The sequence below is a fragment of the uncultured Jatrophihabitans sp. genome (assembly GCF_964246335.1).
Taxonomy (GTDB): domain Bacteria; phylum Actinomycetota; class Actinomycetes; order Mycobacteriales; family Jatrophihabitantaceae; genus Jatrophihabitans.
The window spans coordinates 19,727-45,315 of record NZ_CAXTQF010000004.1 but is presented as its reverse complement, the minus strand read 5'-3'; the positions used below and the strand labels follow the sequence as shown (position 1 = coordinate 45,315).

Here is a 25,589-nt window from a genome sequence, read left to right as displayed (position 1 = left end):
TTTCCCGGGGCCTTCGGTCGTTCCGCCGCAATCGGTGTCCGCGGATAGCGTCATCATCATGTGCGACGTCATCGTGGTCGGGGCCGGCCGGATGGGTTTGCCGGTGGCGACGCGGCTCGTGACCGGCGCGGTCGAGGTCGGCGTGTTGGACGTGCGGCCGGAACTGCAGCAGGCGACGCGAAGTGCGGGCCTGTCCTGGTTGGGCGATGGACGCGATCCGACAGCTCGAGCGAGCTTGGAGCAGGTGAGCGCAGTCGTCACCGTCCTGCCGGGCAGCCCTGAACTCAGTGACGTCATGCTCGGTTCGGCCGACGTCACCGGCCTCCTCGGGCGACTTCCCCCCGGCACGCTGTGGGTGGACATGACGAGCGCCGCACCTGACCTGGCCATCGAGCTGACGGCGGCTGCGGCGCGTGCGGAGGTGCGCTACGTCGACGCCGCAGTGGGCGGCGGACCCGTTGACGCCGCTCTCGGCACCCTGACCCTCTACGTCGGTGGTGCAGACGACGACGTGGCGCCCGCGCGGCAGTTGCTGCGCGAGGTGACCAGGCCCCCGGGGGCCTTTCGTCATCTCGGCGGACACGGTGCCGGCTACCTCGCGAAGTTGCTCATCAATCAGCTGTGGTTCACGCAGGTCACGGCAGTCGCGGAAGTCTTCGCCCTCGCCGAGCGACTCGGACTCGACGCGCACCGATTTCTTCCCGCACTCGAGCAAAGCTCGGCCGCCAGCGCCTTCGTCACCGAGCACGCGCAGCGCTTGCTCGATCACGATCACGAGCACCTGGCAACATTCGGCCTGGACCGCATAGTGGAAGAGCTGGACTCGTTGGGCAGGTCTGCCGCCTCGACGAACACACCTTGGTCGACCGGGAACGCCGTCCGCAACGTCCACCGAGACGCGTTCGCTCATTACGGCGCGATCGACGGCGAGCTCCTCGCCGCCGCCTACATCGCGTACCTGGCCGAGCACAGACCCGAATGACGCATGCCGAACGAGCTGAGCATGGAGCCGGCGAAGTCCGCAGATGGTGAGAGACCGTCGGCGGAATTCCCCACATTGTTGGGATGGTTGGGGTAACGCCGCGGCCGCATTGTTGTGCCATGACAACACACATGCGAACACCCGCCACCGACCTCGACCCGAACCGGCCGAACGCGCTCAACGAGTTCTGGCGCGACGCCTTCAACGCCGGCGACCTCGCCACCCTGATGTCCACCTACGAACCGGACGCGCTCATCGTGCCCGGCCCGGGTGCCGAGCCGCTGCGCGGGCACGACGCCATCGCCGGCGCGCTGCAGCGGTTCCTCGGCCTGGGCGGCACGCTGTCGTTCACGCCGCGCCACTGGCTGGTCAGCGGCGACATCGCGTTCAGCTCCTGCGCCTTCACGATGGACGGCGGCACGGACGCCGAGGGCAACCCCGTCGACCTGCGCGGCGTCACCGCCGAGGTGTTGCGCCGGCAACCCGACGGCAGCTGGAAGTACCTCATCGACCACCCGTTCGGCGGCTCCGACTGAGCTCCGTTCACCCCGATCGGACCTCCGGCTTCGGCGCCCGGCTGCCGGATCCGGAGATTCGGTGCCACGGGTCTTGCCCAATTACCCAACGTGCCACATACTTCACCTAGATTTTACTCACCGGGATGTGGCGCAAAGGGTCGGACGATGGATGTGCTGGCGCAGTTCCTGCCGCGCAACGAGGCAGTGGCGAAGAAGACGCTCTTCGTCCTGACCGTCGTGGCCGCCGCGGTCACCATCGCCTTCCTCGTGTTCGACCCGACGTCGGCCACCAAGCACGGCGCCGGCCTCACCGTGGGCGGCTGCGTTCTCGTCAGCGCGCTGGCGGTCTGGCTCGTCGCCGCTGCGGCCCCGCCGCGGTGGGTGTGGGCCGCCTATCCGTTCGTTGCCACCGCGCTGGTCGCGATCCTCGATCTCACCAGCAAGGACGCCGGAGTCACGGCCCAGGTGTTCCTGTTCTTCCCGGTCCTCTATGCCGGGGCGCAGTTGCAACGCGCGGCTGCCATCGCCGTCTGCGCAGCCGCGGTGGCAGCCGAGTTCACGCTGACCCTGGCTCTGCTGCCCGCGTCGAGCGCGCTCGTCGACGCCGGGTTCGTGACCGCGATGCTGCTCACCACCGCCGCACTGCTCGTGCACTCGAGCGAACGGACCGACACCCTGATCGCCCAGCTCGAGCGGCAGGCGGCGATCGACCCGCTCACCGGGCTGGTGACCCGTCGCGTCCTGGACAGCGCGGCCGGTTCCGCGTTGACCAGTGCGGCCGGCGACGGCGGCACGGCGCTGTTGCTCATCGACATCGACCACTTCAAGACCGTGAACGACGTGCACGGTCACCCCGCCGGCGACCTGGTGCTGCAGGAGGTCGGCCAGATCCTGCGTACCGTCAGCCGACGCGGCGACATCGTCAGCCGGATGGGCGGCGACGAGATCGCCGTGCTGCTGCCCGGCTGCGCGCTGGACGCATCGACGCAACGCGCAACGTTGATTCTCGACGCGATCCGCCTGCACGTCTTCGACGTCACCGAGCAGTCGATGGCAGCCGCTGCCGAGGCGTCCCCCCTGCTGCAGTTGACCGCGTCCATCGGGATCGCGCACCTGCCCACCCACGCCCGTGACCTTCGCGCCCTCTACGCCGCCGCCGACGCGTCGCTGTACAGCGCCAAACGCAACGGTCGCGCCCGCGTCGGCGGCCCGGTCGAACCGGCCGCCGTCGAACTCGCCTACTGACCCGCGCTGTCCTTTCCGCCCTCCAGTGGCGCGGACGTGTCCATCGGCAGGTCGGGACGGGCGACCAGCTGCAGCTGGGCCTCCTGCGGGCCGAGTAGGGCATGCGCCAGCCAGTCCAGAACGGTGCGCAGGCGATTGCCGGGCATGGCCAACAGGTGATACCCGCGGGTGACGAGCGCGGCCGGCCAGCCGCCGAGCGGCACGCCCAGCGGGTCGGCGGCCGCCGACGTGCCACCGAGATCGACGACGAAACCGAGATCGTGGTGCTCGTACGGCGTCGACGGTCGGCCGGCGAGCACAGCGAGGATGTTGTCGGCCACGTGCGTACCCTGCCGCTGCGCGTGCTGCGCCGTCATCGCGGTCACCTGACCCGGCTTGGTGAGGTCAGGCACCGCCGCGGAGTCGCCGCACGCCCATGCGTCGGCATGTCCGGGCACGCCGAGGTCGGCAGATACTTTCAGCCGGCCGTGGTCGGTCTCGAGGCCCAGCGCGGAGACCAGTGGATCCGGTCGGACGCCGACACACCACACGAGCGAACGCGTCGGGACAGTGCTGCCGTCGGTGAGCTGCACGCCGTCGCGGGTGGCTTCCTTCACCGACGTGCGCATCCGCACGTCGACGCCGAGGCGTTTCAGCGCCTTCGCGGCGCTGCGTCCGAGCCGCGGCCGCAGACCCGGCAGCACGTTGGGCGCGGTGTCGAGCAACATCCACCGGGCGTTGTGCTCGGCCAGCCGCGGGTGCCGACGCAGCAGGCGCCGTGTCAACCTCGCGCCCTGCGCGGCGACCTCCGTCCCGGTGTAACCCGCACCCACGACGACGAAGGTGAGCCGCGCGTCGCGCTCGACCGAGTCGTCGGTCTCGTCGGCCAGCTCGATCTGGCGGATGAGGTGATCGCGGAGGAAGACGGCTTCGGCGAGGTCGCGGAAGCCGAGGGCATGACTGGCGACACCGGGGATCGGCAGCAGCTTGGTGACGCTGCCGGAGGTGACGACGACCTGGTCGTAACCGAGCTGTTGGCTGCCGCCGTCGAGCATCTCGTAGGCGACCGTGCGGGCGTCGAGATCGATGCCGGTCACCGTGCCGGCGACGTAACGCACCCCGGGCAGCGTGCCGGCCAGCGACACGGTCAGCCGGCGCGGCTCGACGACGCCGCTCATGACCTGCGGCAGCAGCGGCACGTACAGGAAGTAGTCGTGCGGATTGATCACGACGACTTCGGTGCCGGCGTCGACGCGGTCGGTCAGCCGCTTTGCCGCGTAGTACCCGGCAAAGCCTGCCCCGACGACCACGATCCTGGTCATGGGAAGAGCCTAGAGCGATCTCGCTAGCCTTCGGGCATGAGCATCGAATTGGCGAACGTCGGCATCGCGGTGCGCGATCTCGAAGCGACGATCGCCTTCTTCACGGACCTGGGATTGACCGTTCTCGGCCGCGACACGGTGCAAGGCGAGTGGGCGGACACCGCCGTCGGCCTCGACGACAACCACACCAAGATCGCAATGCTGCAGACACCGGACGGCAACGGTCGCCTCGAGCTGTTCGAGTACCTGCACCCGGACGCGATCGAAACGACGCCCACCCGGCCCAACGAGATCGGCATGCACCGCGTCGCGGCCCCAGCGGCATCATCGTGATGTTCGTCGAGCAACTGAAAGCGGCGTAGCCGCGACTTGTTGCTCGCAAGGGCGCGGCGACGGAGATCCGCCGTCGATCTGCGAGCTCAGCCGGTGGGACCGAAGCGTTCGACCCGGATGCGCGTGTCGTCCACCCCAACGGCCCGGAGCAGGTCGGTGGCCGCCTCGGCGAAGCCGGACGAGCCGCACACGAAACACGGGCCGTCCGCCGGTACCGAAGTGGTCAGGTCCGCCGCGGACAGCCGAGCTGCGCGACGCGTTCGGTAGTCCTGCCGGGTCAGGGCAATGACGGCACCGGCGTCGACGAGCTCATCCGGGTACGGCAGTCGGTCCAGGCTGCGCGCCGACACGGCGAGCGAGAGCAACTCGGTGCGCTCGATGTTGCGCGCGTGGCGCAGCATCGCGACGAGCGGCACGGCGCCGGACCCACCGGCAACGCCCAGTGCGGGCGTGTCCGCCTGCCAGACGAACCAGCCACCGATGGGTCCGCGCAGCGCAAGCTCGTCGCCGATCTCGACGACGTCGGCGAGAAAGGTGGACACCTCGCCGTCGTCGAGGCGTTCGATGTAGAACTCGAGCAGCTTGTCCGCGGGTGCGGACGCGATCGAGTACGAGCGTTGGGCGACGTAACCGTCCTCGGCGGTGAGCCGGATCGCGTAGTGCTGACCCGGGACGTGGTCGATGCGGTCGGGCACCTCCAGCCGCAGCACGACCGCATGCGCGTTGGGGTGATCGATCTCGCGGACGGTTCCCGTCCGCCACGCGCCCGTCGGGACCGGTCTAGTCACCCTGGTAGCGCTGTTCGAGCCACGGGTCGCCGAGGTCGTGGTACCCGTTGCGTTCCCAGAACCCGGGCTGGTCGTGGTCGAGCAGCGTCAGCCGCGTGACCCACTTCGCGCTCTTCCAGAAGTACAGGTGCGGCACCAGCAACCGCACCGGTCCCCCGTGCTCGCGCGGCAGCGGCTTGCCCTCGTGCATCCACGCAAGCCAGGCCTGACCGTTCGTGATGTGCGCGAGCGGCAGGTTGGTGGTGTAGCCCGTGGTCGAGGTGACCAGGACGTATCCGGCCTGCGCCTGCGGCCGGGCCACGTCGAGCAGGGTGTCCACGGACACGCCGGCAAAGCTGGTCCCGAGCTTGGACCATGTGGTGACGCAGTGGATGTCGCCTTCGTACGTCGACGGCGGTAACGCGTGCAGGTCCTGCCAGGTCCAGGTGTGCGGGTTGTCGACCAACCCGTCGACGGTCACCTGCCAGCGGTCGGGGTCCGGCCGAGGCGTCGACTCGGCGGTCAACACCGGCCAGTCCGCTCCGACGTCGTACTGGCCCGGCGGCAGCCGCGGATCGCGAGTGCGGTGCGCTCGGCCGGTGAAACCTCGTGTCGCCATCGCCGTCTCCCTTCGCCAGCGGCAGACCAGCGTTATCTTCCCCCAACCTGGGCGGAGCCGACGAATCGCGCTGTCGGTAGCGGTGGCCGAATGACCCACCGTCCGGTCGACACCTAGCGGGCCATACTCGACGCATGGCCTATGACGAGGAACTCGCCGAACGCATCCGCGCGGTCCTGGGCGGGCAACCCGGCGTGACGGAGAAGCGGATGTTCGGCGGCCTGGCCTTCCTGGTCGACGCCAAGATGGCGGTGGCCGCGAGCAGCCACGGCGCACTGATGGTGCGGGTGGACCCGAGCCGGGCCGACGAGCTTGTCGCCCGACCGCACGTCGGGCACGTCGCCATGCGCGGCCGGCCGATGCGGGGCTGGCTGGATGTCGCGCCGGCCGCGCTGGGCACCGATGACGTATTGCGCGAGTGGGTCGACGTCGGCGTCGGCTACGCGCGCGGCCTGCCCGCGAAGGCACGGCGATGAGCCAGAACTACGACACGCTGCCCGCCGATCTGCCGCGGCCCGTCGACGACGGCGCCGCCGACCACCTGCCCGGCCTCGCGCTGCCGAGCATCGCGCTTCCCCGCACCGACGGCGACGTCGAGAACCTCGCGCAGCTGCCCCGGGGACGGTCCGTGCTCTACATCTATCCACGCAGCGGAGTGCCCGGTGAGCCGCTGCCGGACGGGTGGGACGAGATTCCCGGCGCCCGCGGCTGCACTCCGGAGTCCTGCGGATTCCGCGATCACTTCGCGCATTTGCGCGCGGCCGGCGCGGCGGCTGTGTTCGGTGTGTCCAGCCAGGACACCGACTATCAGCGTGAGCTCGTCGCGCGCCTCGCGCTGCCGTACCTGCTGCTGTCCGACACCGGGCACCAGCTGGCCGACGCATTGGAGCTGCCGACGTTCGACGTCGCCGGGATGCGGCTGTACAAGCGGATCACCCTGATCGTCGCGGACGGACGCATCGAGCACGCGTTCTACCCGATCTTCCCGCCCGACACGCATGCCGAGCAGGTGCTCACGTGGCTGCGAGGGCCGAACGGCGCTGACGACGCAACTCGGTGACCGTCACCCCGCGCTGCCGCCGGATCAGCGAGCGCAATGTCGCCGCGTCCCGGTAGCCGACCGACTCCGCGATCTCGCCGAGACCCTTCTCCGAGGTGCGCAACATGTGCACCGCGTGGTCGAGGCGCACCTGTTGCACGAATCGGATCGGCGGCACCCCGAGCGCCGCGGACGTCGCGCGCTGCAGGGTGCGCTGACTGACCCCCAGCGCCGCAGCGACGTCGTTCACCGCGATCGACTTGCGCATGTTGTCGCGGACGTAGCGGTCGAAGGCCGTGAGCAACGGGTCGCCCGCCACCAGACTCGACCGGATCGCCACCGCCGACTGCTTGGGCCGATCGCCGACCGCCAGGTAGCTCGCGACGAGCTCGGCCAGCGCGGGGCTGACCCGCCGCACGATCGACAACGCCATGTCCAGGTGCGCCAGCGCCGCGCCCGCCGTCGTCACCCCCTTGGCGGACACCAAGGCCTGCGCCTCGTCGAGCCGGACCCGCGGATAACGCGCACGGAACGGCGGACCCAGCCACCACCCCGTGGTCGCGTCGAGTCCGTCGAGCACGCCCGCCTCGCCCAGGAAGAACGTGCCGCTGCAGGCGGCGGCCAGCGAGACGCCCTGCGCGCGTAGATCGCGCAACGTCGGCAAGACCGGGTTGTCGCGCACTGCGTCGACCACCTCGCCCGCGGTGACCAGGCCGAGCGACGGCGTGATCACGACGTCCGGCGGATCCTGCGCAACCGCCGACCAGGGTTCGGCGGGCAGATCCGCGCCGTACGCGGTCCGCACGTGATCCGTGAAGGCGCAGGTGCGCACATCGAACGGCGGTTCGGCCATGTCGACGCGGTCGGCCAGCAGGTTGGCGCCCGCGAAGACGTCACGCACCAGGGCATGCGCCGAATCGGCCAAGCCGTCGACGACGAAACACACAACCCGCACGGCGGAAAAGATACTCAAAGCGACGCGTTCGCCTGCACCCATCCGCTCGTGTCGGACGCCGAATCAGAGGTTTCCGAGCATCAACGAGCAGCGCGTGCGGGTCCAGGAGCCCGTGACCGGTGGCGGTCTAGTACCAGTGCCGCCGGCCTGCGACCTCCCGGCCGGCCATGCCGAGGATCGCCAGGATCGCGCCGATGACGACCAGCACGATGCCGATCGTCCACAGGATGGCGATCTTCGCGACGAAACCGATGATCAGCAGGATGACTCCGAGCAGGATCATGCGATGCCCTTTCTCCTTGTCCGCGCCGGCACGCGGACGCTGTGGCGGATGCCGCCGGTGAGGCGCTACAGACGAGGGTCGCGCGGTCCACGCTCGACGTAGGACGTTGTGCCCGGCCCGGGCTCGACATAGGTGGCGCGGTCGGCGTGGTGCACGACATCGGTGCGCCGCCGCATGCTCAACAGGATCAGCGTGAGGACCAGCCCGATGGCACCGACGATCATCAGCACGACGCCGATCGTCTGCAGGTTGATGCCGTTGACCTTGTCGGTGACGGCGAACTTCAGCACGGCACCGACCGCGATCAGGAAGAGACTGCCACCGATCCTCATGCCGTGGTTCCGAGGTCCGACCGAGTGACCGGCCTGGCGAGCGCCCGACGCAGGTAGGCCCGGACGAGTTCACAAGCCCCAGCGGCGCCCGTACAGAGGACGCCCGCTCCGATGACGATGTCCATGAGCCAGGCGATACCCGGCCGCGGGGCGTCATAACGCCTCACGGGCGGTCCGGACGGCCGGTGTAACGAGATAGTCCGCCCGGGCGCTTTAAGCCGGACAACCACGTCGGGATCGAAGCTGCACCTGGTCAACCATCTCTGATCAAAGAGCGGCGCCGACGGGGTATGCAGTCGTGGTGCTCAGCAGCCAACCGGGCGTCTCGGGCGGTCCGTCCGGAGCCGGTGACCCGGTCCGCGGCGCCGCGCATCCAGTGGCTCCGACGGGCACGGGCGCCACGGACGCGTGCATCCCGCAAGCGCTCGCCGGCGACGACGACGCGTTCGCGCGGCTCTACCGCGACATCAATCCGCGCCTGCTGCGCTACGCGGCAATGCTGGTCGGCCAGGACGCGGAGGACGTCGTCAGCGAATCCTGGTTGCAGATAGCGCGCGACCTGCCGCGCTTTCGCGGCGGACTGACCGAACTGCGCGCCTGGACGGCGCGCATCGTGCGTAACCGGTCGATGGACCTCGTACGGGCCACCGGGCGTCGCCCCGTGCATGCGGAGGATCTCTCGGTGGTCATCGACCGTCCGAGCCCGGACGACACGGCCGCGGCGGCCGCCGAGACGATCTCGACCGGCCAGGCCGTCGCGTTGATCGCGACGCTGCCACCGGCGCAGGCCGAGGCCGTGCTGTTGCGCGTGGTGTTCGGGCTCGACCCGGCAGCCGCCGGCAAGATCCTCGGCCGGCGCCCCGGCGCGGTGCGGACGGCGACGCATCGCGGCCTCGCCCAGTTGGCTGTCCAGCTGCGTCCGACACAGGCGGACGACCATGCCTAGACGACCCGACGTCGGCGGTGCCGCGCACGACAACGACGACGAGCTGATCGCGATGCTGCACGACGCCGCAACCGCTCCGGGCCGCCCGCACGAACTGCACGGCGTCGAGGCGCCGCTGCGCGCGTTGCGCGCGACACAGCAGGAGCAGCCCGCGCCGGCTCGTCGCGGACGCGTGCGCGCCCGCGTCGCCGCAGCCACCCTGGCCACCAAGGTCGTCGTCGTCGGGATCGTGCTCGCCGCCGGCGCAGGCGCGGCAGTCGCCGGCGCCACGGGGCATTTGCCGGGTCAACGCCCGACCCAGGACCACCCGCATCAGGCGCCGACGAGCGAAACGACCCGTCCGGGCAGCGCCGGTCCGAGTTCGAGCCGATCCGCCAGCACCCCGGCAAGCCGCGGGCCCAGCAGGTCGTCCTCCGCGTCGCACAGCCGCTCGCGGAGCACAGCCGCGCCGTCGCCCAAGCTGCCGAGCGTGTCGGCGAGCGTCAGTGTGCGGGTGTCGCCCCCGCCGGGGCGGCCCGGCACCTCGCTCCGGCCGACGGCCCCGCGCGCGACGCTGAGCAAGCCGGCCGGCTCGCGCACGCCCAGCATCGGCGGCTGACGCCCGGCGGGCTCAGTCGTCGGCGGCCCGCGTCAGGTCGACCAACTGGCGCAGGCAGTGGTCACGCAGCGGCGCGGGGAAGTCGTCGGCCAGCCGGTTGTAGACCACCCGGCCGGCGCGGCGGGTCACGGTGAGCCCGGCAGTGCGCAGCAGGCGCAACGCGTAGGAGACCGAGTCCTCGCTGACGTCCAGAGCGAGCGCGAGGTCGCCGACGCACAGCTCCTCGGCCACGTCCAACGCATAGATGAGGCGTAACCGCACCGGATCGGCCATCAGCGACAGCAGGCTGGTCAACCTGGCGGCGTCATCGGCGCTCGGCAGTCGGGCGCGCGCGTGCGCGACGCGTTCGGCGTCGATGGGGTGGTCGTGATCGGTCACCTTCATCGCGATCCCCTCGTCGTCGTCGCTGCGGCGTGCGCGTCGTAGCTTGCGGCGCAGTGGTCGGAGCAGAAGTAGACAGTGCCGGCTTCGCCGGACCGGGACGCCGGCGCGTGCGCGATCTCGACCTGCATCCCGCACTCGGGATCCTTCGCGAACCGACTGCCGGACATGTCGCGGTGCCGGTACAGCCGGTAGACGACCGCGAAGCCGATCAGTGCGAGCACGTTGAGCACCATCGTGTAGTTCAGCTGGAAGCCGTCGTGGACGACCATCCGCGGTCGCGTCGGCGCGTGGATGTCGACGGCGCGGAACAGGTACTCCACCGCCAGCCCGGCGACGCTCATGGTCGCCCAGAACGCGATGAGGATGCGCATCGTCACGGCGGTGCCGTAGTACTTGCGATAGATCGACAGCAGCGGCAGCGTGATGAGGTCGGCGAAGACGAACGACACCACACCCCCGAAGCTGCTGCCGCCCTGCCACAGCGCAGCGGCCAACGGCACGTTGCCCACCGAGCAGACGAAGCTGATGATCGCGAGGAACGGTCCCAGCACGACGTTCTCCAGGCTCGACCAGAAGCCGTGCCCGGTCAGAAACAGCGACTGCCAGAACGATGTCGGTACGAGGGCGGCCAGGAAGCCTGCGACGACGAAGCCGATCGCCAGTTCGGTGCGCAGCATGGTGAGGTCGCTGATGGTGTAGCCCGCGGCATCGCCCCAGCCGCGCCGGCTGCGCAACCGGCGGCCGAGCGGCTCGCTCCGCTCGGCGGCCTCCGTCGCGTCACTCGCGTGGTCCTCGGTGTCGGCGAGTCGTTCGCGAATGGCGTCGGACCAGGAACGCGGGATGACGCGCGGCATCACCAGGCCGAGCAGCGCGATCATGATGGCTCCGCCGACGAACTCCGCGAGCGCGAACTGCCAGCCGATGAGCAGCCACAACACGATGCCGAGCTCCACGACGAGGTTGGTGCTCGCCACCATGAACACGAGCGCAGCGGTGAAGTCTGCGCCGCGCGCGAACAGCGTCTTGGCCAGCGCCGCGGAGGCGTAGGAGCACGACGAGCTGACGACACCGAAGAACGACGACCGCGCCAGTGCGGCGGCGCCGTGGTCGCCCAGTGCCGAACGCATCTCGGTGCGTGACACGAACGCCTGCACCGCGCCGGAGAGGACGAAGCCGAGCACCAGCGCCCACAGCGTCTCCCAGACCATGAAGAACGCCTCGTCGAGGCCGTGCCAGAGACCGTCGAGGATGTGCATGTCGGTGCCGCCTTCGAACCGTGCCGGACACCCGTGCGGATGACCAATTCCGGTGTACGCCGTCTGTCGCCGGCCCGCAAGTCCGTACGAACGTACGGGTGTTTGGGTTTGGTCATTCGTCCGGATTTGGGTAGTTAGCCCGCAGAGACAGCGAGGCAAAGGACTGGTCATGACCGACTTCGAGAAGCCCCGGACGCCCGGCGAGCAACCGGATCCGGCGTACCCGGCCGCCGCGGCGGACGAGCCGGTCGCAGGCACCGACGACCGGTCCTACGGCACCGCATCGGCGGCCGACCAGTCCGCGACCGCCGCGCCAGCCGACGACCGCCCGGCGCCGGCCGGCTTCGACGACCGCGGCCGGGTCCGGCGGGGCCGGATCAGCACGCTGTGGATCACCCTGATCGCCGCCGCGATCGTGTTGATCCTGCTGATCATCTTCATCGCGCAGAACCTGCAGAAGGCCTCGATCCACTTTCTCGGCCTCAACGGGCACATGCCGACCGGCCTGGTGATCCTGATCGCCGCGATCGTCGGGCTGCTGATCGCCGCGATCCCCGGAACCATCCGCATCCTGCAGCTGCGCAAGTCACTCAAGCACAACACGCCGAAGGCGGAACGCACCGCGGGCCGTCCGTGATCCGCACCGGACGCCGGGGTACCGAGTCGGCAATCAGCATCACCAAGAACAAGGAGCATCGATGACCACATCGACACCGTCGCCGGCGCCGCGTCCGGCATCAGAGGCGTCGATCGGCGAGTTGCTGAGCCGGGTCCCGGCGCAGACCAGCCAGTTGGTCCGCGACGAGATCCGCCTCGCGCAGGCCGAGTTGACCCAGAAGGGCAAGCGAGCAGGCATCGGCGTGGGCCTGTTCGGCGGTGCCGGCCTGTTCTCGATCTACGGCGTGGGCGCGCTCGTGGCCGCTGCGATCCTCGGACTGTCCGAAGCGGTCGACGGATGGCTCGCCGCGCTGATCGTCGCCGTAGTGCTGTTCGTCATCGCCGGTATCGCCGCGCTCATCGGCAAGAACGAGGTGCAGCAGGCCGTGCCGCCGGTTCCGCAGGAAGCCGTGGCCAGTGTGAAGACCGACATCGAGACCATCAAACCCGGAGCATCCGCATGAGCGAAGCCGACGACACCGCAGCCGGCCGGGCAGAACCCGCCCCGAACGACCCGGACGCCATCCGCGCCGACATCGAAGCCACCCGCGCCGAGCTGGCCGAGACCGTCGACGCGTTGACCGCCAAGCTCGACGTCAAGGGGCAGGCGTCCGATCGCGCCGACGCCGCCAAGGCGAAGGTGAGCGAGAAGGCCGGGCAGGCGAAGGCTGCCGCGCCCGAGCCCGTGCAGCACGCCATGGACACCGTCGGCGCCAAGGCCGGCCCGGTCGCGCACCAGGTCAACGTCAAGACAGCGCCGCACCGCGGCAAGATCATCGCCGGGGTGGGTGCAGGCCTGCTCGTGTTGCTGATCCTGCGTCGCCGCAGGTCGAACGACGACTGACCGCGCCCAGCTGTACCTAGCCGCGGGCCGCGTCCAGGCGGCTCGCGACGTCCGGGTCGTCGATCAGGTCGTCGAGCAGGACGACGCGCCCGTCGGCGTCTGCGAGCGGGATGCGCCAGTTCGGGTACTCGTCTCGCGTGCCGGGCTGATTCTGGGTGCGCCGCTCCCCCACCACGTCGGTCAGCGCGACGCCGCGCAGCAGCGCCGGTGTGCGGGTCAGAAACGCGTGCAGGGCCGGCACCACGGACGGATCGTCCATGGCCGTGCCGGCGGGCAACAACCCGCATCGACTCAGTTCGTCGAGCCAGGTCTGCTTGTCCTTGCGGTCGGCCGCCAGTTCCTCGTCGACGGAGCGCGTGAGCAGGCCGAGGCGCTGCCGCAGCCGGACGTGGTCACCCGCCAGGTACCCGACGGTCGGCGGCAGATCATGCGTCGTGACCGAGGCCAGACACTGCTCGCGCCAGCGCTGCGGCGCCAGCGGTGCGCCGGTGGCCCGGTCGGACTCGAACCACAGGATCGATGTGCCGAACACCCCGCGCTCGCGCAGGTACTGCTGCACCCACGGCTCGACGTTGCCCAGGTCCTCGCCGATGACGAGCGCGTCGGCACGCTGCGCCTCGAGCATCAACACACCGATCAACGCGTCGTGGTCGTAGTGCACGTACGTCCCGGCATCGGCCGACGTTCCGGCGGGGATCCACCACAGTCGAAACATGCCGATGATGTGATCGACGCGCAGGCCGCCGCAGTGCCGTAGCGCTGCCCGGAACAGTTCACGCAGCGGCGCGTACCCCAGCTCGGCGAGCCGGTCCGGGCGCCACGGCGGCTGGTGCCAGTCCTGCCCACGCTGGGAGTACGCGTCGGGCGGCGCGCCCACCGAGACGTCGGCTGCCAGCACGTCCTGCCACGACCACGAGTCGGCGCCGTCCGTGCTCACGCCGACCGCGACATCGTGGATGATCCCGATCCGCGCCCCCGCCGAGCGCGCCGCATCGTGCGCCGCGCCGAGCTGACGCTCGAGCAGCCACTGCAGCCAGCGGAAGAAGTCGACGCGGCCGCGGTTGTGCTGCGCGGCTGCACGCACCGGTTCGCCGTGCGGGTCGTGCAAGTCCTGCGGCCACGCCCGCCAGTCCCCGCCGTGCAGCTCGGTGAGCGCGCACCACGTGGCGAACCGCTCGAGCTCGTCGCCCTCGGCGGCGCAGTACGCGGCAAAGTCGTCGTGCGCGTCGGACGCGGGCCACGCCTGTTCCCAGAGCTGCCCCAGTGCATCGCGCTTGGCCGCCCATGCGGCATCGCGATCCAGCAGGCCGTCCGGCAGCTGCGCGAGCCGGGCCTGATCGCCGACCCGATCGACCTGCTTGCGCAGCTCGTCGTCGACGGCCAGGTGCTCGGCCACTGCCGGCACGTCGAGGTAGAGCGGGTTGGCGAAACGCCGGGTGGTGGGTGAATACGGCGACGGGTCCAGCGGCGCGACCACTTCGCCCGCGTGCAGCGGATTGACGAGCACGAAGTCGGCGCCGTGCTCGCGCGCGCACCACGACGCGAGCCGCGTGAGGTCGCCGAGATCACCGACACCCCACGAGTGGCGGGACAGCACGCTGTACAGCTGGGCGGCCAACCCCCAACCGGGTGAGTCGAATCCGCTGGGCAGCGCAAGCCGGTCGGGCGCGACGATCAGGTGTGCGCGGTGCTGCGTCCCGCCGGACACCGCGACCAGCTCGTGATAGCCGGTCGGCAGATCGGCGTCGATGCGCGCAGCGCCGTCACGCACTTCGACGGTCCGGGTCGCGCCGTCCTCGAGCTGCACGTGTGCGGACCCGACGGCTGCCCCGACCGCGACCTGCGACGCGGAGCCACGCCGCATCACCAGGCACGGCGGGAGCACCTGCGCCGTGGCCGCGCGGCGGTGCGCGGTCAATGCGTCGCGTTGTGCCTCGGGCGTCGTGGCGTCGACACCGAACGCGGCGAGCACCGCGATCAACGTGCTCGGCACGACGTGCCGTTGCGTGCCCTGCCAGTCCCAGAACTCGACGTCGATGCCGTGCGCCGCTGCGAGTTCGTGCAGGGCGTCGGTGTCGTCGGCCATCAGAACGCCGTGACGTCGAAGATCGCGGCGAGCGCCACGCCGACGACGAGCACAGCACCCGCGTTGCGGGTGTGCAGGAACGCCCAGGCGGCGTACCAGAGCGGCCACACCGGGAAGCCGCGTGGCTTGCTCGCCGGTGGGGGCGCGGACAGCGGGCGCCAGACGGTCCGCACGACCGGCAGTGCGGCGAGACCGAGCAGCGCCGGCCAGGGCAGCGCCTGCACGCCGACCGCGACGACCAGCAGCACGTAGTAGCCGATGATCAGGCCCCGGGTGACGAGCAGTGCGCGTTCGCGGCCGAGCAGCACCGGCACGGTGCGGATGGCCAGCGGCTCGTCGAACGGGATCTTGTCGGTGTGCTTGCCCATCAGCACCGCGGTGCACAGCAGCGCGTAGGGCAGGCTCGCGACCCAGACCTGCCAGGGCAGGTGGCCGGTGGCCGCGTAGTACGTACCGCCGACCATCAGCGGGCCCCACGTGAGCAGCACGTCCAGCTCGCCGAGACCACGCTTCTTCAACCGCAACGGCGGCGCGGTGTAGGCGGCGCTCAGCGCGAAACCGCCGACGCCGAACGCGAGCACCCATGGCCCGCGCGCGGCGGTCAGCACGATCAGGATGACGAGGTCGACCAGGTTGACGCCGACCGCGATGGCGGTGAGCCGGCCCCGCGTCGTGATGCCCGACAGGATCGGGTGCGGCGCGTACTGCGCACGCGGGTAGGCGTCGGTGTCCTGGCCGACCTCGGTGTCGAACAGGTCGTTCATCACGTTGTTGGCCACGTGCGCGAGCACGATGCCGAGCAGCGCCAGCAGGAACCAACCGGTGACGAATCCCGGCTCGCGCACAGCGAGCAGCCCGGCCAGCAACCCGGCCACCAGCGTCATCGGCAGCACCGCGGCGCGGGTCAGCACGATCCACCGCGTGACCGCGTCGACCCTGCCACGTGGCGGGTTGGTCGTGACCGCGGCGTAGAGCCAGCCGTTCGCCCGTTGCCGCAGCGTCGGATGTTCGGGCACCGTGACGACCACGGCCTCACCGGCGCGGCGGTCCGGTCGCTGGTGCGGCTGGGCCGTCGGTGGCGGGGAGGCGGTCACCACCCGAGCGTATGCCGCGCGGCACGCGGACCGGTGCGCGCGCGGTCGATGATCGGTAGCGTCAGCGGCCGTGCCGAAGCTGCTCGCCGCGCCGGACAAGTTCCGCGGCACGGCGAGCGCCGAGCAGGTGGCGGCAGCCGTACTCGACGCAGCACGCGACGCGGGGTGGCAAGGCGAAGCCGTTCCCGTGTCCGACGGCGGCGAGGGGCTGCTCGAGTGCTTCGGCGGCCCGAACCGCAGCACCCGGGTGTCCGGTCCACTGGATGCGCCCGTGGCCGCGGCGTGGCGGCAGGACGGCCCGCGCGCGGTGCTCGAGATGGCCCAGGCGTCCGGGATGCACCTGGTGGGCGACGACAACGACGTGCTCGCCGCGGACACCGTGGGCACCGGCGAGCTGATCGTCGCGGCCCTGGACGCCGGATGCCGCGACATCGTCGTCGGGGTCGGGGGCTCGGCGAGCACCGACGGCGGCCGCGGTGCGGTGGACGTCCTGCTCGCCCACCGGGCGCGACTCGGCGACGCGCAGCTGACCGTCGCGTGCGACGTGCGCACCACCTTCGTCGACGCGGCACGGGTGTTCGGTCCGCAGAAGGGCGCCTTGGCCGGCGACGTCGAGACACTGACGCGGCGTCTCGAGGAGCTGGCCGACAACTACATGGCGCAGTGGGGCGTCGACGTGCGCACACTGCCCGGCGCGGGCGCCGCCGGCGGGCTGGCGGGCGGCCTGGCGGCGCTCGGCGCCCGGCTGCGGCCGGGATTCGAGGTGGTGGCGCATCAGGTGGACCTGGCACCCCGGGTCGCCGGGGCGGATCTCGTCGTCACCGGCGAAGGACGCCTGGACGCGACCAGCCTGCAGGGCAAGGTGGCCGGCTCGCTCGCCCGGCTGTGCCGCGACACCGCGCCATTGCTCGTGCTGGCCGGCAGTGTCGGCGACGGCGCTCAGCTGCCGGGCGCACGTGTCGTCGACCTCAGTGAGCGCTTCGGCGCCCGGGCGGCGCGCACCGACGTGCTTGGCTGCGTAACGGAAACGGTCTCCGAGGCGCTGCGGAGCGGGTGAGCCTGACAACAGCCCGAGCCGGGCAGCAAAACTGTGCATAGGTAGTGGAATGATGACGGAATGGTTGCGCCGTCCGAGGTCCGGCAGGCGCCGGAACAGCGGGCCGAGCGGTGGCGCTTCACCGGCCTGCTCCCGCGCCGGATGTTGCGCTGGCGCCGCCCGGTGTGGTGGCAGGAGATCGCGATCATCGCGCTCGGGTACTGGATCTACACCCTGGGCCGCAACGCCATCCCGGACCAGGCGTCGATCGCGCTGCGGCACGGACGCAGCATCGAGCACCTGCAGCACATCCTGCACCTGAACTGGGAACTGTCGATCAACCACTTCGTCGCCGGCCACGAATGGCTCGCGCAGACGATGGACTACTACTACGCGACGCTGCACTTCATCGTCACGCCGGTCGTCATGGCATGGCTGTTCGTGCGGCGTTCGCATCTTTACCGCGGCGCGCGCACGACGCTCGTCGCCACCACCCTGCTCGGGCTGCTGGGCTTCTACCTGTACCCCACCGCGCCGCCGCGGCTGCTCACGCAGTACCACTACATCGACACCGTGCTGAAGTTCCACACGTGGGGTTCGCTGGCCGACCCGGACATCGCCAAGCACTCGAATCAGTTCGCGGCGATGCCCAGCCTGCACATCGCCTGGGCGTTGTGGTGCGGCATCGCGATCTTTGTCAATGCGCGGCACATGTGGGTGCGGGTGGTCGGCCTGTGCTACCCGCTGTGCACCTTCGCGGTGATCGTCGGCACGGCGAATCACTTCGTCCTGGACGCCGTCGGAGGCGCGCTCATCGTCGCGCTCGGCTTCGGGGTGCAGTACGCGCTGTCCGGGCACGGCGCGTTCTCGCCACCGTTCGACGCGCCCGACCTCGGGTTGCCGCAGCCGCGGGTGCCGCTCGTCGACGCCGACACTCAGTCGCCGTAGAACACCGACTCCACCACTTTGCGCGCGCGGCGCGCAGCGCGGCGGTAGTCGTCGACGAGCTCGCCGGGGTCTGCGCCGCGCCGGTAGCCGAGCACCTCGGCCACAGCCGCCAGTTCCGCACCCTGGGCAGGTAGTTGGTCCGCGGGCTTGTCGCGCACGAGCATGATCGCGTTGCGCGCCCTGGTGGCGAATCGCCAGGCCGTCGTAAGGGTTTCGGCCTGCGCGGTGGTCAGCAGGTCCGCGTCCCGCGCCGCGACCAGCGCGGCCAGTGTGCCGGTCGTGCGCAGGGCCGGCACCTCGTGTCCGTGCACGAGCTGCAACAGCTGCACCGTCCATTCGATGTCGGTCAACCCGCCGCGGCCCAACTTGGTGTGCGTCGTCGGGTCAGCGCCGCGCGGCAGTCGTTCGCTGTCCACGCGGCCTTTGAGCCGGCGGATCTCGCGCAGGTCGTCCGGTGCCACGCCGCCGACCGGGTAGCGCACCGCGTCGATCATCTCGACGAACCGGTCGCCCAGTCCGGCGTCCCCGATGAGCGGCCGGGCCCGCAGCAGTGCCTGGGCCTCCCAGGCCGACGACCACCGCGCGTAGTAGCGCTCGTACGCGGCGAGCGAGCGCGCCAGTGCGCCGTTGCGGCCCTCCGGGCGCAGGTCGGCGTCCACGGTCAGCGGTGGGTCGGCCGACGACGGCAACGCGAGCAGCGAGCGGACGCGGCCGGCGACCTGCTGCGCGATGCGCCCGGCCAGCTCGTCGTCCGTGTCGGTCGGCTCGTACACGAACAGCACGTCGGCGTCCGACGCGTATCCCGCCTCGACGCCGCCGAGCCGGCCCATCGCGATGATCGCGAAACGGACTGCGGGCGCGGTCAATCCGTGCTGCGCGGCCACCTCGCGCTGCGCCAACGACAGCGCGACGTCGAGCGTGCCCTCGGCGATGGCGCTCAACGTCACGCACACCTCGTCGACGTCGGACACCTCGAGCACGTCGGCGAACGCGGTGCGCAGCAGCTCCTGGCGACGTACCGAGCGCGCGGCGGCGATGGCGGCGAGCGCGTCCTCGTGCCGCGCCGCCGAGCCGCGCATCGCGGCGACGACCTCGCCGGTGTCCCGCGGCCGCAGCTGATCCGGTGAGCTCAACACCCGCAGTGCTTCCGGTGCGCGGGAGAGCAGGCGCGGGATGTAGGCGCTGACGCCGAGCGAGTACGCGAGCCGCGACGCCACCGCGTCGCCGTCGCGCAGCAGGCGCAGGTACCAGGGTGTCGTGCCCAACTCCTCCGACAATCGCCGGTAGGCGAGCAATCCCTGATCGGGGAACGGCGCCTCGGCGAAGTCGGCGAGCAGGACGGGCAGCACGGTGCGTTGCAGCGCCGCGCGCCGGGTGACGCCGCCGGTGAGCGACTCGATGTGCCGCAGAGCGGCGTCCGGGTCGGCGAAGCCCAACGCGGCGAGCCGCCGGCCGGCCTCGCCGGTGGTCAGGCGCAGGACCGCGGACGGCACCCGCGCGACCGCGTCCAGCAGCGGCCGGTAGAACAGCTTCTCGTGCAGGCGCCGCACCTCGCGCGAGTGCAGCCGCCACTCCGCGTCGAACACCGCCCGTGCGTCGCCACGGCGGTCCGGCTTGTAACCCATCGCCCGCGCCAACCACAGCTGCTGGTCGGCGACGTCGGGCAGTACGCGGGTGCGCCGCAGCCGACGCAGCTGCAGCCGGTGCTCGACGGCGCGCAGGAACAGGTAGGCGTCGTGCAGGGAGTCGGCGTCGTCGCGCGCGACGTAGCCGCCGTCGCGCAGCGCCTGCAGGGCCGGCAGCGTGCCGGCCACGCGCAGCGCGTCGTCCCCGCGCCCGTGCACGAGCTGCAGCAACTGCACCGCGAACTCGACGTCGCGCAGGCCCCCGCTGCCCAGCTTGATGTCCCGGTCGCCGACGGCGGCGGGTATGTGCTCGACGACCCGCTTGCGCATCGCCTGTACCTCGGCGACGAAGCCCGGCCGCTCGGCGGCGGTCCATACGAGCGGGCTTACCGCCTGCTGATACGCCGCGCCGAGCTGCGCGTCACCGGCCACCGGGCGTGCCTTGAGCAGCGCCTGGAACTCCCAGGAGCTGGCCCACCGCGCGTAGTACGCCTCGTGACTGGCGAGGGTGCGGACCAGCGCGCCGGCCTTGCCCTCGGGACGCAGGTCGGCGTCGACCTCCCACGCCACCGATCGGCACAGCCGCATGGTCTCGCCGGCCAGCCGCGCCGCCGTGCCAAGCGCCGCGTCGGTGTCCTGGTCCACGTCCGCGGGTTCGGCGACGAACACGACGTCGACGTCGGAGACGTAGTTGAGTTCGCGCGAGCCCGCCTTGCCCATGGCGATGATCGCGAGCCGGCACGGCGTGGCGCTACCGGAGGCACGCAGCTCGGCCGCCGCGACGGCCAGCGCGGTCTGCAGCGACGCCACCGCGAGGTCGGTCAACAGCCCGGTCACCGACTGCAGCTCGAGCTCGCCGGACAGATCGCGACCCGCGATGGCGACGAGCTCGCGACGGTAGGCGGCACGCAGCGCGTGGGTCGCGTCCAGGCCGGTCAACGAGGCAGGCGCCCCGGCACCGACGCCGGTTACCGGCCGCTGCGCGTCGGCGCCGACGGCCGCGGCCAGCCGCGCGGGGACCCCGGCGGGATCGGCGTCGCCGATCAGCACCGCATAGTCGCGCGCGTGGTCGCGCAGGTGATTCGCCAGTTCGCTCGACACGCCCAGCAGCGGCAGCAGGCGCGCGCGCAGCTGCGGATCGTGCGCCAACGCGGCGGGCAGTGATGCACCGTCCGGCCGCCCGGCGATGTCGGCCAGTGCGGCCAGTGCTGCGTCCGGGTCCGCCGTCCGTCCGAGGGCCGCGACGTTGATCGCGGCGGCGTCGTCGGTCGGCGCGTTGGCCGCGGCGTCCCACCAGGACAGCGGCGGCGCGCACAGCAGCTGCGCGGCCTGGGCGGCGTCGGCGAAGCCGAAGCGGCTCAGCCGAGCGGCCACCCGCTGGGTGGGCGGCGAGGTGGTCAGTTCGTCAGTCATCCGTGGGCCGACGCCCCGGCATGGGTAGCTCGGTGGCCCCGTGCGGCGCGCGACTGGCGTTCGCCTCCGCGGCGAGCGCCGCGCGGATCGCGGCCGGGTCGGTCACCGGGCCGGCAGTCGCGACCGCCGGCCCGCGGGCGGCCGGCACCGAACCCGGGTCGCGCACGATGTCGGCGAACGCCGCGATGAACGGCTGCCATACCTCGGCGAGGTCGTCATGAATGCCGACTGCCCGGCTCAGCATCGAGCCGAGATCGAAACCGTCGAGGCGCATCGCGTCTTTCGCCGCCCACGCCCGGACGACGTCGGGCGTCGTCTCGATGTGGAACTGGATGCCCCAGGCGAGCCGGCCGAGCCGGAACGCCTGGTTGTCGCAGACTGGTGAGCTCGCCAGGTGGATCGCGCCGGGCGGCAACACGGTGATCGTGTCGTAGTGCCACTGCACGACGTCCGGCGTGATGGGCAGCGTCGCGAACAACGGGTCGGTGGCAGCGGCAGCGCGCTTGGCCACCAGCTGCGCGCCGATCTCGGGTCCTTCCGGATTCGTCGTCACGCGGCCGCCGTTCGCGGCGGCGAGGACCTGTGCACCGAGGCAGATGCCCAGCGTCGGTACCTCGTCGGCTACGGCGGCGCGCAGCAACGCCCGCTCGTGCGGCAACCAGGGTGCGACGTCATCGTCGTTCGCGCCCATCGGGCCACCGAGCACGACCACGCCGGCGTAGCCGTCCAGCGTGTCCGGCAGGTCCGGCCCGTCGACGATCGACAGCTCGACGCCGGCGGCGCGCAACCATTCGCCGACCTGGCCCACCGGATCGCTGGCCGAGTTGTGCACGACCAGTACGTGCGGTGCGGCGTCCGACGACATCCTTCGACCTTAGGCGAACGGGCTGCGCGTCCGTACGCGTCGGCGCCGCGGGCAGCTCACGCCAGTGCCGCACATGACTGCACGGAACCGCGAGACTCGCGGCAGCGTGTACGGCGGCCATGACGAGCAGCGTGAGCCGCAGGCCGATGGCGTCACCGAGCGCGCCGGCGCACACGCCGGCGAGCGGCATCGCGCCGAAGTTGACGAGCTGGGTGGCGGTGGTGGCACGGCCGAGCATGTCCGCGGGCACGTACTGCATCCGGAAAGCGCCGCGCACGACGTTGCCGCCGACGAGACCGCACCCCAGCATCGCCAGGGCGAGCGGAACGATCACGATTGTCGCTCCTGGTCCGACGAACGGCAGCAGCAGCGGCGCCGGTGCGCCGACCACCGCCAGCAGCCGCATCGCCCGGGCCGAGCCGAGCGCGGCGCACAACCGGCCGGCGACCGTCGAGCCGGCGACGCCGCCCAGACTGCCGAGCGCGAGCAGCACGCCGATGGTCGCGGCGTGCAGTCCGACCGTCCGCGCGAGGAAGAGGACCAGCAGCGCATTCACGCCGGTCAGGCCGAAGTTGGAGATGCCGCCGCTGACGGCGAACAGCCGCAGGAGGCGATCGGCGTAGACGAAGCGCACTCCCTCCCGTGCTCGCGCGACGACGGAGCCGACAGCCGGCCGGGAAGGTTCGGCGCTGCGCGCGACGCGCGGTGCATGCCGCGGCAACCGCCACAGGCACACCGCGGACACGACGAAGCTCGCCACATCGGCCAGCACACCGGTCGCGGCGCCGAGCACAGCCGCCAGCCACCCGCCCAGGCTCGGACCGACGACGTCGGCGGCAGCCTCGGTGCCCAACATGCGCGCGTTGGCCGACGTCAAGTGGTTGCTGGACGCGATGCGCCGCAGCAGCGCCGGGTACGCAGCGCGGAAGAACACCGTGCACGTCCCGGTGACGAGCGCGACGCACAGCAGCTGCGCCATCGACAGCACGTCGGCCGCCGCCGCAGCCGGAATGCTCAGGAGCGCGGCCGCGCTGACGAGGTCAGCCGTCATCATCACGCCACGCGCCGACAGTCGGTCGACGAGCACGCCGACCGGCACACCGACGACCAGCCAGGGCAACCACGCGGCCGCTGCGAGCAGACCCATCGCACCCGGCCCCGCGTGCAACCGGACGACGGCGAGCAACGGCAGCAGAATCGTCGACGTCGCGCTACCCACAACGCTGACGCCCTCACCGAACCAGAGCAGCCGGAACGCGCGGTCGCCACGCAGCGGCGCGGTCACGGCTGCGCCGGGAAGCCGCGGGCGAACATGTAGACCGGCTCGCTGCGCTCCTCGTCCGTCGTTACGCGCTCTCGCCAGCGGGCGAACAGCTCGCGCATCTCGACGCCGAGCTCGAGCAACTCTTCGGGCGTGAGCCGCAGCCACGTCGTCGAGACGAACGCCGCGTCCGCCCACGGACCGGCCGCGTCCTGGTTGTCGAGCCAGTCCTGCGCCCGTTCGTAGTGCCGGCGCAGCTGCAGCGCCTCGGCGGCCTCCGACGCCGTGCGCGCTGCGGTGTCCTCGAGATCGGTGCGGCTCCATTGCCAGGTGCGCGTGACCAGTCGCCACCATCGTTCGCGACGGTCGCGCGCCAGCTCCGGAGCTTCCTCGACGAGCCCGGCTGCCGCCAGCACCTTCAGGTGGTGGCTCGCGCTGCCGACCGCCTGGCCGGAGCGCGCCGCGAGCGTGGACGCCGTGGACGGCCCGTCGACCTGCAGCGCGTCGATGATGCGCGCGCGGAACGGGTTGGCCAGTGCGGCCAGTGCTTCGGCATCGCGGATCTTGCGGGGTTCGTCAACCATGCCTACAAGGCTAGTTGTACAAACTCTCTTGTGCAACAGTTCTTGTGTATCTGCGGCTGGTGCCCTCGTCGGTCACCGACGACGTCGCGTCAGAGCATCGGGAGATAGCGGCGCAGCTCGTAGGGGCTGACCTCGGACCGGTAGTCGATCCATTCCTCGCGCTTGTTGCGCAGGAAGAAGTCGAAGACGTGCTCCCCCAGCGCCTCGGCCAGCAGCTCGGAGTCCTCCATGACACGCAGAGCCTCGTCGAGGTTGTGCGGCAGCTCGCCGTAACCGAGTGCGCGCCGCTCGTTCTCCGACATCGACCACACGTCGTCCTCGGCGCCGGGCGGCAGCTCGTAACCCTGCTCGATGCCGCGCATGCCGGCGGCGAGCAGCACCGCGAACGCGAGGTACGGGTTGCACGCGGAATCCGGCGAACGCAGCTCTACGCGTGTGGAATTCGCCTTGCCGGGCTTGTACCGCGGCACCCGCACCAGCGCCGAGCGGTTCGCGTGCCCCCAGCAGATCACCGTGGGCGCCTCGACCACCGCGCCGGGCGCGCCGAAGCCCCACAACCGCTTGTACGAGTTCACCCACTGGTTGGTGACGGCGGTGATCTCCCGCGCATGGACCAGCAGGCCGGCGATGAATGCGCGAGCCGTCTTCGACAGGTTGAGCGGATCGGACGGGTCGTGGAACGCGTTCTGGTCGCCCTCGAACAGCGACAGGTGCGTGTGCATGCCGCTACCCGGCTGGTGCATCAACGGCTTCGGCATGAACGTCGCGTGCACGCCGCTCGCGATGGCGACCTCCTTGATGACGTGCCGGAACGTCATCAGGTTGTCGGCCATCGACAACGCGTCGGCGTAACGCAGGTCGATCTCCTGCTGGCCGGGCGCGACCTCGTGATGACTGAATTCCACCGAGATGCCGAGACCTTCCAGCGCGTCGACGGCGGCACGCCGGAAGTCGTGCGCGACGTCGTGGCTGGTCATGTCGAAATAGCCGCCGGTGTCGATGGGCAGCGGCTCGGAACCGTCGACGGGCCGGTTCTTCAACAGGAAGAACTCGATCTCAGGGTGCGTGTAGAAGGTGAATCCCCGTTCGGCGGCCTTGGACAGGCCGCGCCGCAGGACGTAGCGCGGGTCGGCCCACGACGGCGAACCGTCGGGCATCTGGATGTCGCAGAACATCCGCGCCGAGTCGGCCGGACGACCGTCACTCTCCGGAAGCACCTGGAAGGTGGCGGGGTCCGGGCGGGCAAGCATGTCGCTCTCGCTCGCCCGACTGAATCCCTCGATCGCCGAACCGTCGAAACCGATGCCCTCCTCGAAGGCGCCGTCGAGCTCGGCGGGCGCGACCGCGACCGACTTCAGCGTGCCGAGGACGTCGGTGAACCACAGCCGCACGAAGCGGATGTTGCGCTCCTCGAGCGTGCGCAGCACGAACTCCTGTTGCCGGTCCATAGGTCCCAACTCTCGCCGATATGCGTTACCCGCAGGTTACGCAGGTGACCGGCGCCTCGGCCCGCACGCAGATCGCACCCGCGCGCTGGGCCTGGCCTGGGTGCCGGGCCTGGCGTGGGTGCCGGGCCTGGCGTGGGTGCCGGGCCTGGCGTGGGTGCCGGGCCTGGCGT

The 25,589-nt window shown here is 71.1% G+C and carries 26 protein-coding genes and 2 pseudogenes; 13 read left to right on the top strand and 15 right to left on the bottom strand.

The features are described from left to right. Positions 1 to 58 precede the first annotated feature (58 nt). From ACFFCN_RS02255 to ACFFCN_RS02245, 3 genes are all read left to right on the top strand, one after another. Complete coding sequence (locus ACFFCN_RS02255; RefSeq protein WP_375489301.1) at positions 59 to 982, top strand: NAD(P)-dependent oxidoreductase; 924 nt, start codon at positions 59 to 61, stop codon at positions 980 to 982. A gap of 131 nt (positions 983 to 1,113) precedes the next feature. Next, positions 1,114 to 1,518 carry a YybH family protein gene (locus ACFFCN_RS02250; RefSeq protein WP_375489300.1) on the top strand — a complete coding sequence of 135 codons (405 nt, stop codon included), beginning with the start codon at positions 1,114 to 1,116 and terminating at the stop codon, positions 1,516 to 1,518. Between the two features lie 147 nt (positions 1,519 to 1,665). Continuing rightward, a complete protein-coding gene (locus tag ACFFCN_RS02245) occupies positions 1,666 to 2,745 on the top strand; it encodes a GGDEF domain-containing protein (protein WP_375489298.1) in 1,080 nt (359 codons plus the stop codon). Here ACFFCN_RS02245 and ACFFCN_RS02240 read toward each other — a convergent pair. Beyond that, a complete protein-coding gene (locus tag ACFFCN_RS02240) occupies positions 2,739 to 4,046 on the bottom strand; it encodes an NAD(P)/FAD-dependent oxidoreductase (protein ID WP_375489296.1) in 1,308 nt (435 codons plus the stop codon). The two genes, ACFFCN_RS02245 and ACFFCN_RS02240, sit on opposite strands and share 7 nt — an antisense overlap. 36 nt (positions 4,047 to 4,082) lie before the next feature. Between ACFFCN_RS02240 and ACFFCN_RS02235 the strand changes: the two are divergent. Further along, positions 4,083 to 4,358: pseudogene (locus tag ACFFCN_RS02235) on the top strand (VOC family protein); the annotation flags it as partial. Positions 4,359 to 4,465: 107 nt separating this feature from the next. Here the strand turns inward: ACFFCN_RS02235 and ACFFCN_RS02230 are convergent. Continuing rightward, complete coding sequence (locus ACFFCN_RS02230; RefSeq protein WP_375489294.1) at positions 4,466 to 5,167, bottom strand: FAD-binding oxidoreductase; 702 nt, start codon at positions 5,165 to 5,167, stop codon at positions 4,466 to 4,468. Further along, positions 5,160 to 5,765: a sulfite oxidase-like oxidoreductase gene (locus tag ACFFCN_RS02225; RefSeq protein ID WP_375489292.1), complete on the bottom strand. Its 606-nt coding sequence runs from the start codon at positions 5,763 to 5,765 to the stop codon at positions 5,160 to 5,162. Before ACFFCN_RS02225 ends, ACFFCN_RS02230 begins: the two co-directional genes overlap by 8 nt. Before the next feature lie 134 nt (positions 5,766 to 5,899). On the opposite strand from ACFFCN_RS02225, the gene ACFFCN_RS02220 reads away from it, so the two are divergent. Both ACFFCN_RS02220 and ACFFCN_RS02215 read left to right on the top strand, forming a co-directional pair. Beyond that, a complete protein-coding gene (locus ACFFCN_RS02220; protein WP_375489290.1) occupies positions 5,900 to 6,241 on the top strand; it encodes a TfoX/Sxy family protein in 342 nt (113 codons plus the stop codon). Beyond that, positions 6,175 to 6,825 (top strand): annotated as a pseudogene (locus ACFFCN_RS02215) (peroxiredoxin); the annotation flags it as partial. The gene ACFFCN_RS02220 and the pseudogene ACFFCN_RS02215, both read left to right, overlap by 67 nt. On the opposite strand, the gene ACFFCN_RS02210 reads toward ACFFCN_RS02215, so the two are convergent. The 3 genes from ACFFCN_RS02210 to ACFFCN_RS02200 form a co-directional block, all read right to left on the bottom strand. Beyond that, positions 6,779 to 7,759, bottom strand: coding sequence for a GlxA family transcriptional regulator (locus tag ACFFCN_RS02210; protein WP_375489288.1), 981 nt, complete (start codon positions 7,757 to 7,759; stop codon positions 6,779 to 6,781). The pseudogene ACFFCN_RS02215 and the gene ACFFCN_RS02210 overlap by 47 nt on opposite strands. Positions 7,760 to 7,886: 127 nt before the next feature. Then, positions 7,887 to 8,042 carry a hypothetical protein gene (locus ACFFCN_RS02205; protein ID WP_375489286.1) on the bottom strand — a complete coding sequence of 52 codons (156 nt, stop codon included), beginning with the start codon at positions 8,040 to 8,042 and terminating at the stop codon, positions 7,887 to 7,889. 65 nt (positions 8,043 to 8,107) lie between these two features. Beyond that, a complete protein-coding gene (locus ACFFCN_RS02200) occupies positions 8,108 to 8,374 on the bottom strand; it encodes a DUF6458 family protein (protein WP_375489284.1) in 267 nt (88 codons plus the stop codon). A gap of 301 nt (positions 8,375 to 8,675) precedes the next feature. Here ACFFCN_RS02200 and ACFFCN_RS02195 point away from each other — a divergent pair, with 301 nt between their 5' ends. Together ACFFCN_RS02195 and ACFFCN_RS02190 are read left to right on the top strand one after the other, a co-directional pair. Beyond that, complete coding sequence (locus ACFFCN_RS02195; RefSeq protein WP_375489282.1) at positions 8,676 to 9,320, top strand: RNA polymerase sigma factor; 645 nt, start codon at positions 8,676 to 8,678, stop codon at positions 9,318 to 9,320. Continuing rightward, a complete protein-coding gene (locus tag ACFFCN_RS02190; protein ID WP_375489280.1) occupies positions 9,313 to 9,918 on the top strand; it encodes a hypothetical protein in 606 nt (201 codons plus the stop codon). The genes ACFFCN_RS02195 and ACFFCN_RS02190 overlap by 8 nt, the downstream gene beginning before the upstream one ends. 12 nt (positions 9,919 to 9,930) lie before the next feature. On the opposite strand, the gene ACFFCN_RS02185 is transcribed toward ACFFCN_RS02190, so the two are convergent. Then, a complete protein-coding gene (locus ACFFCN_RS02185; protein WP_375489278.1) occupies positions 9,931 to 10,302 on the bottom strand; it encodes an ArsR/SmtB family transcription factor in 372 nt (123 codons plus the stop codon). Next, positions 10,299 to 11,558, bottom strand: a complete 1,260-nt coding sequence (locus ACFFCN_RS02180) for a permease (RefSeq protein WP_375489276.1) — start codon at positions 11,556 to 11,558, stop codon at positions 10,299 to 10,301. Before ACFFCN_RS02180 ends, ACFFCN_RS02185 begins: the two co-directional genes overlap by 4 nt. Before the next feature lie 169 nt (positions 11,559 to 11,727). On the opposite strand from ACFFCN_RS02180, the gene ACFFCN_RS02175 reads away from it, so the two are divergent. The 3 genes from ACFFCN_RS02175 to ACFFCN_RS02165 all read left to right on the top strand — a co-directional run bounded on the left by ACFFCN_RS02175 (position 11,728) and on the right by ACFFCN_RS02165 (position 13,059). After that, a complete protein-coding gene (locus ACFFCN_RS02175; protein WP_375489274.1) occupies positions 11,728 to 12,195 on the top strand; it encodes a lipopolysaccharide assembly LapA domain-containing protein in 468 nt (155 codons plus the stop codon). Between the two features lie 61 nt (positions 12,196 to 12,256). Further along, complete coding sequence (locus ACFFCN_RS02170) at positions 12,257 to 12,679, top strand: phage holin family protein (protein WP_375489272.1); 423 nt, start codon at positions 12,257 to 12,259, stop codon at positions 12,677 to 12,679. After that, a complete protein-coding gene (locus ACFFCN_RS02165; RefSeq protein ID WP_375489270.1) occupies positions 12,676 to 13,059 on the top strand; it encodes a DUF3618 domain-containing protein in 384 nt (127 codons plus the stop codon). The genes ACFFCN_RS02170 and ACFFCN_RS02165 overlap by 4 nt, the downstream gene beginning before the upstream one ends. A gap of 16 nt (positions 13,060 to 13,075) precedes the next feature. Here ACFFCN_RS02165 and malQ read toward each other — a convergent pair whose 3' ends face one another. Continuing rightward, positions 13,076 to 15,145 (bottom strand): 4-alpha-glucanotransferase, encoded by a 2,070-nt coding sequence (gene malQ / locus ACFFCN_RS02160; protein ID WP_375489268.1) that lies wholly within the window; start codon positions 15,143 to 15,145, stop codon positions 13,076 to 13,078. Beyond that, positions 15,145 to 16,239: a prenyltransferase gene (locus ACFFCN_RS02155; protein ID WP_375489266.1), complete on the bottom strand. Its 1,095-nt coding sequence runs from the start codon at positions 16,237 to 16,239 to the stop codon at positions 15,145 to 15,147. Before ACFFCN_RS02155 ends, malQ begins: the two co-directional genes overlap by 1 nt. A gap of 70 nt (positions 16,240 to 16,309) precedes the next feature. Between ACFFCN_RS02155 and ACFFCN_RS02150 the strand changes: the two genes are divergently transcribed. Next, positions 16,310 to 17,296 carry a glycerate kinase gene (locus tag ACFFCN_RS02150; protein WP_375489264.1) on the top strand — a complete coding sequence of 329 codons (987 nt, stop codon included), beginning with the start codon at positions 16,310 to 16,312 and terminating at the stop codon, positions 17,294 to 17,296. Between the two features lie 60 nt (positions 17,297 to 17,356). Then, positions 17,357 to 18,223, top strand: a complete 867-nt coding sequence (locus ACFFCN_RS02145; RefSeq protein ID WP_375489262.1) for a phosphatase PAP2 family protein — start codon at positions 17,357 to 17,359, stop codon at positions 18,221 to 18,223. On the opposite strand, the gene ACFFCN_RS02140 is transcribed toward ACFFCN_RS02145, so the two are convergent. The 5 genes from ACFFCN_RS02140 to glnA form a co-directional block, all read right to left on the bottom strand. After that, entirely contained in the window at positions 18,211 to 21,261 is a 3,051-nt protein-coding gene (locus ACFFCN_RS02140) for a bifunctional [glutamine synthetase] adenylyltransferase/[glutamine synthetase]-adenylyl-L-tyrosine phosphorylase (RefSeq protein ID WP_375489260.1), read from the bottom strand. The genes ACFFCN_RS02145 and ACFFCN_RS02140 overlap by 13 nt on opposite strands. Next, entirely contained in the window at positions 21,254 to 22,048 is a 795-nt protein-coding gene (locus ACFFCN_RS02135; protein WP_375489258.1) for a type 1 glutamine amidotransferase, read from the bottom strand. Before ACFFCN_RS02135 ends, ACFFCN_RS02140 begins: the two co-directional genes overlap by 8 nt. Then, positions 21,933 to 23,411, bottom strand: a complete 1,479-nt coding sequence (locus tag ACFFCN_RS02130) for an MFS transporter (protein WP_375489256.1) — start codon at positions 23,409 to 23,411, stop codon at positions 21,933 to 21,935. Before ACFFCN_RS02130 ends, ACFFCN_RS02135 begins: the two co-directional genes overlap by 116 nt. After that, positions 23,408 to 23,971 (bottom strand): ArsR/SmtB family transcription factor, encoded by a 564-nt coding sequence (locus ACFFCN_RS02125; RefSeq protein WP_375489254.1) that lies wholly within the window; start codon positions 23,969 to 23,971, stop codon positions 23,408 to 23,410. Before ACFFCN_RS02125 ends, ACFFCN_RS02130 begins: the two co-directional genes overlap by 4 nt. Positions 23,972 to 24,060: 89 nt before the next feature. Continuing rightward, the gene (gene glnA / locus ACFFCN_RS02120; RefSeq protein WP_375489252.1) at positions 24,061 to 25,419 is read right to left on the bottom strand and encodes a type I glutamate--ammonia ligase; all 1,359 of its coding nucleotides are present in this window, start codon (positions 25,417 to 25,419) and stop codon (positions 24,061 to 24,063) included. Between the last annotated feature and the right edge of the window lie 170 nt (positions 25,420 to 25,589).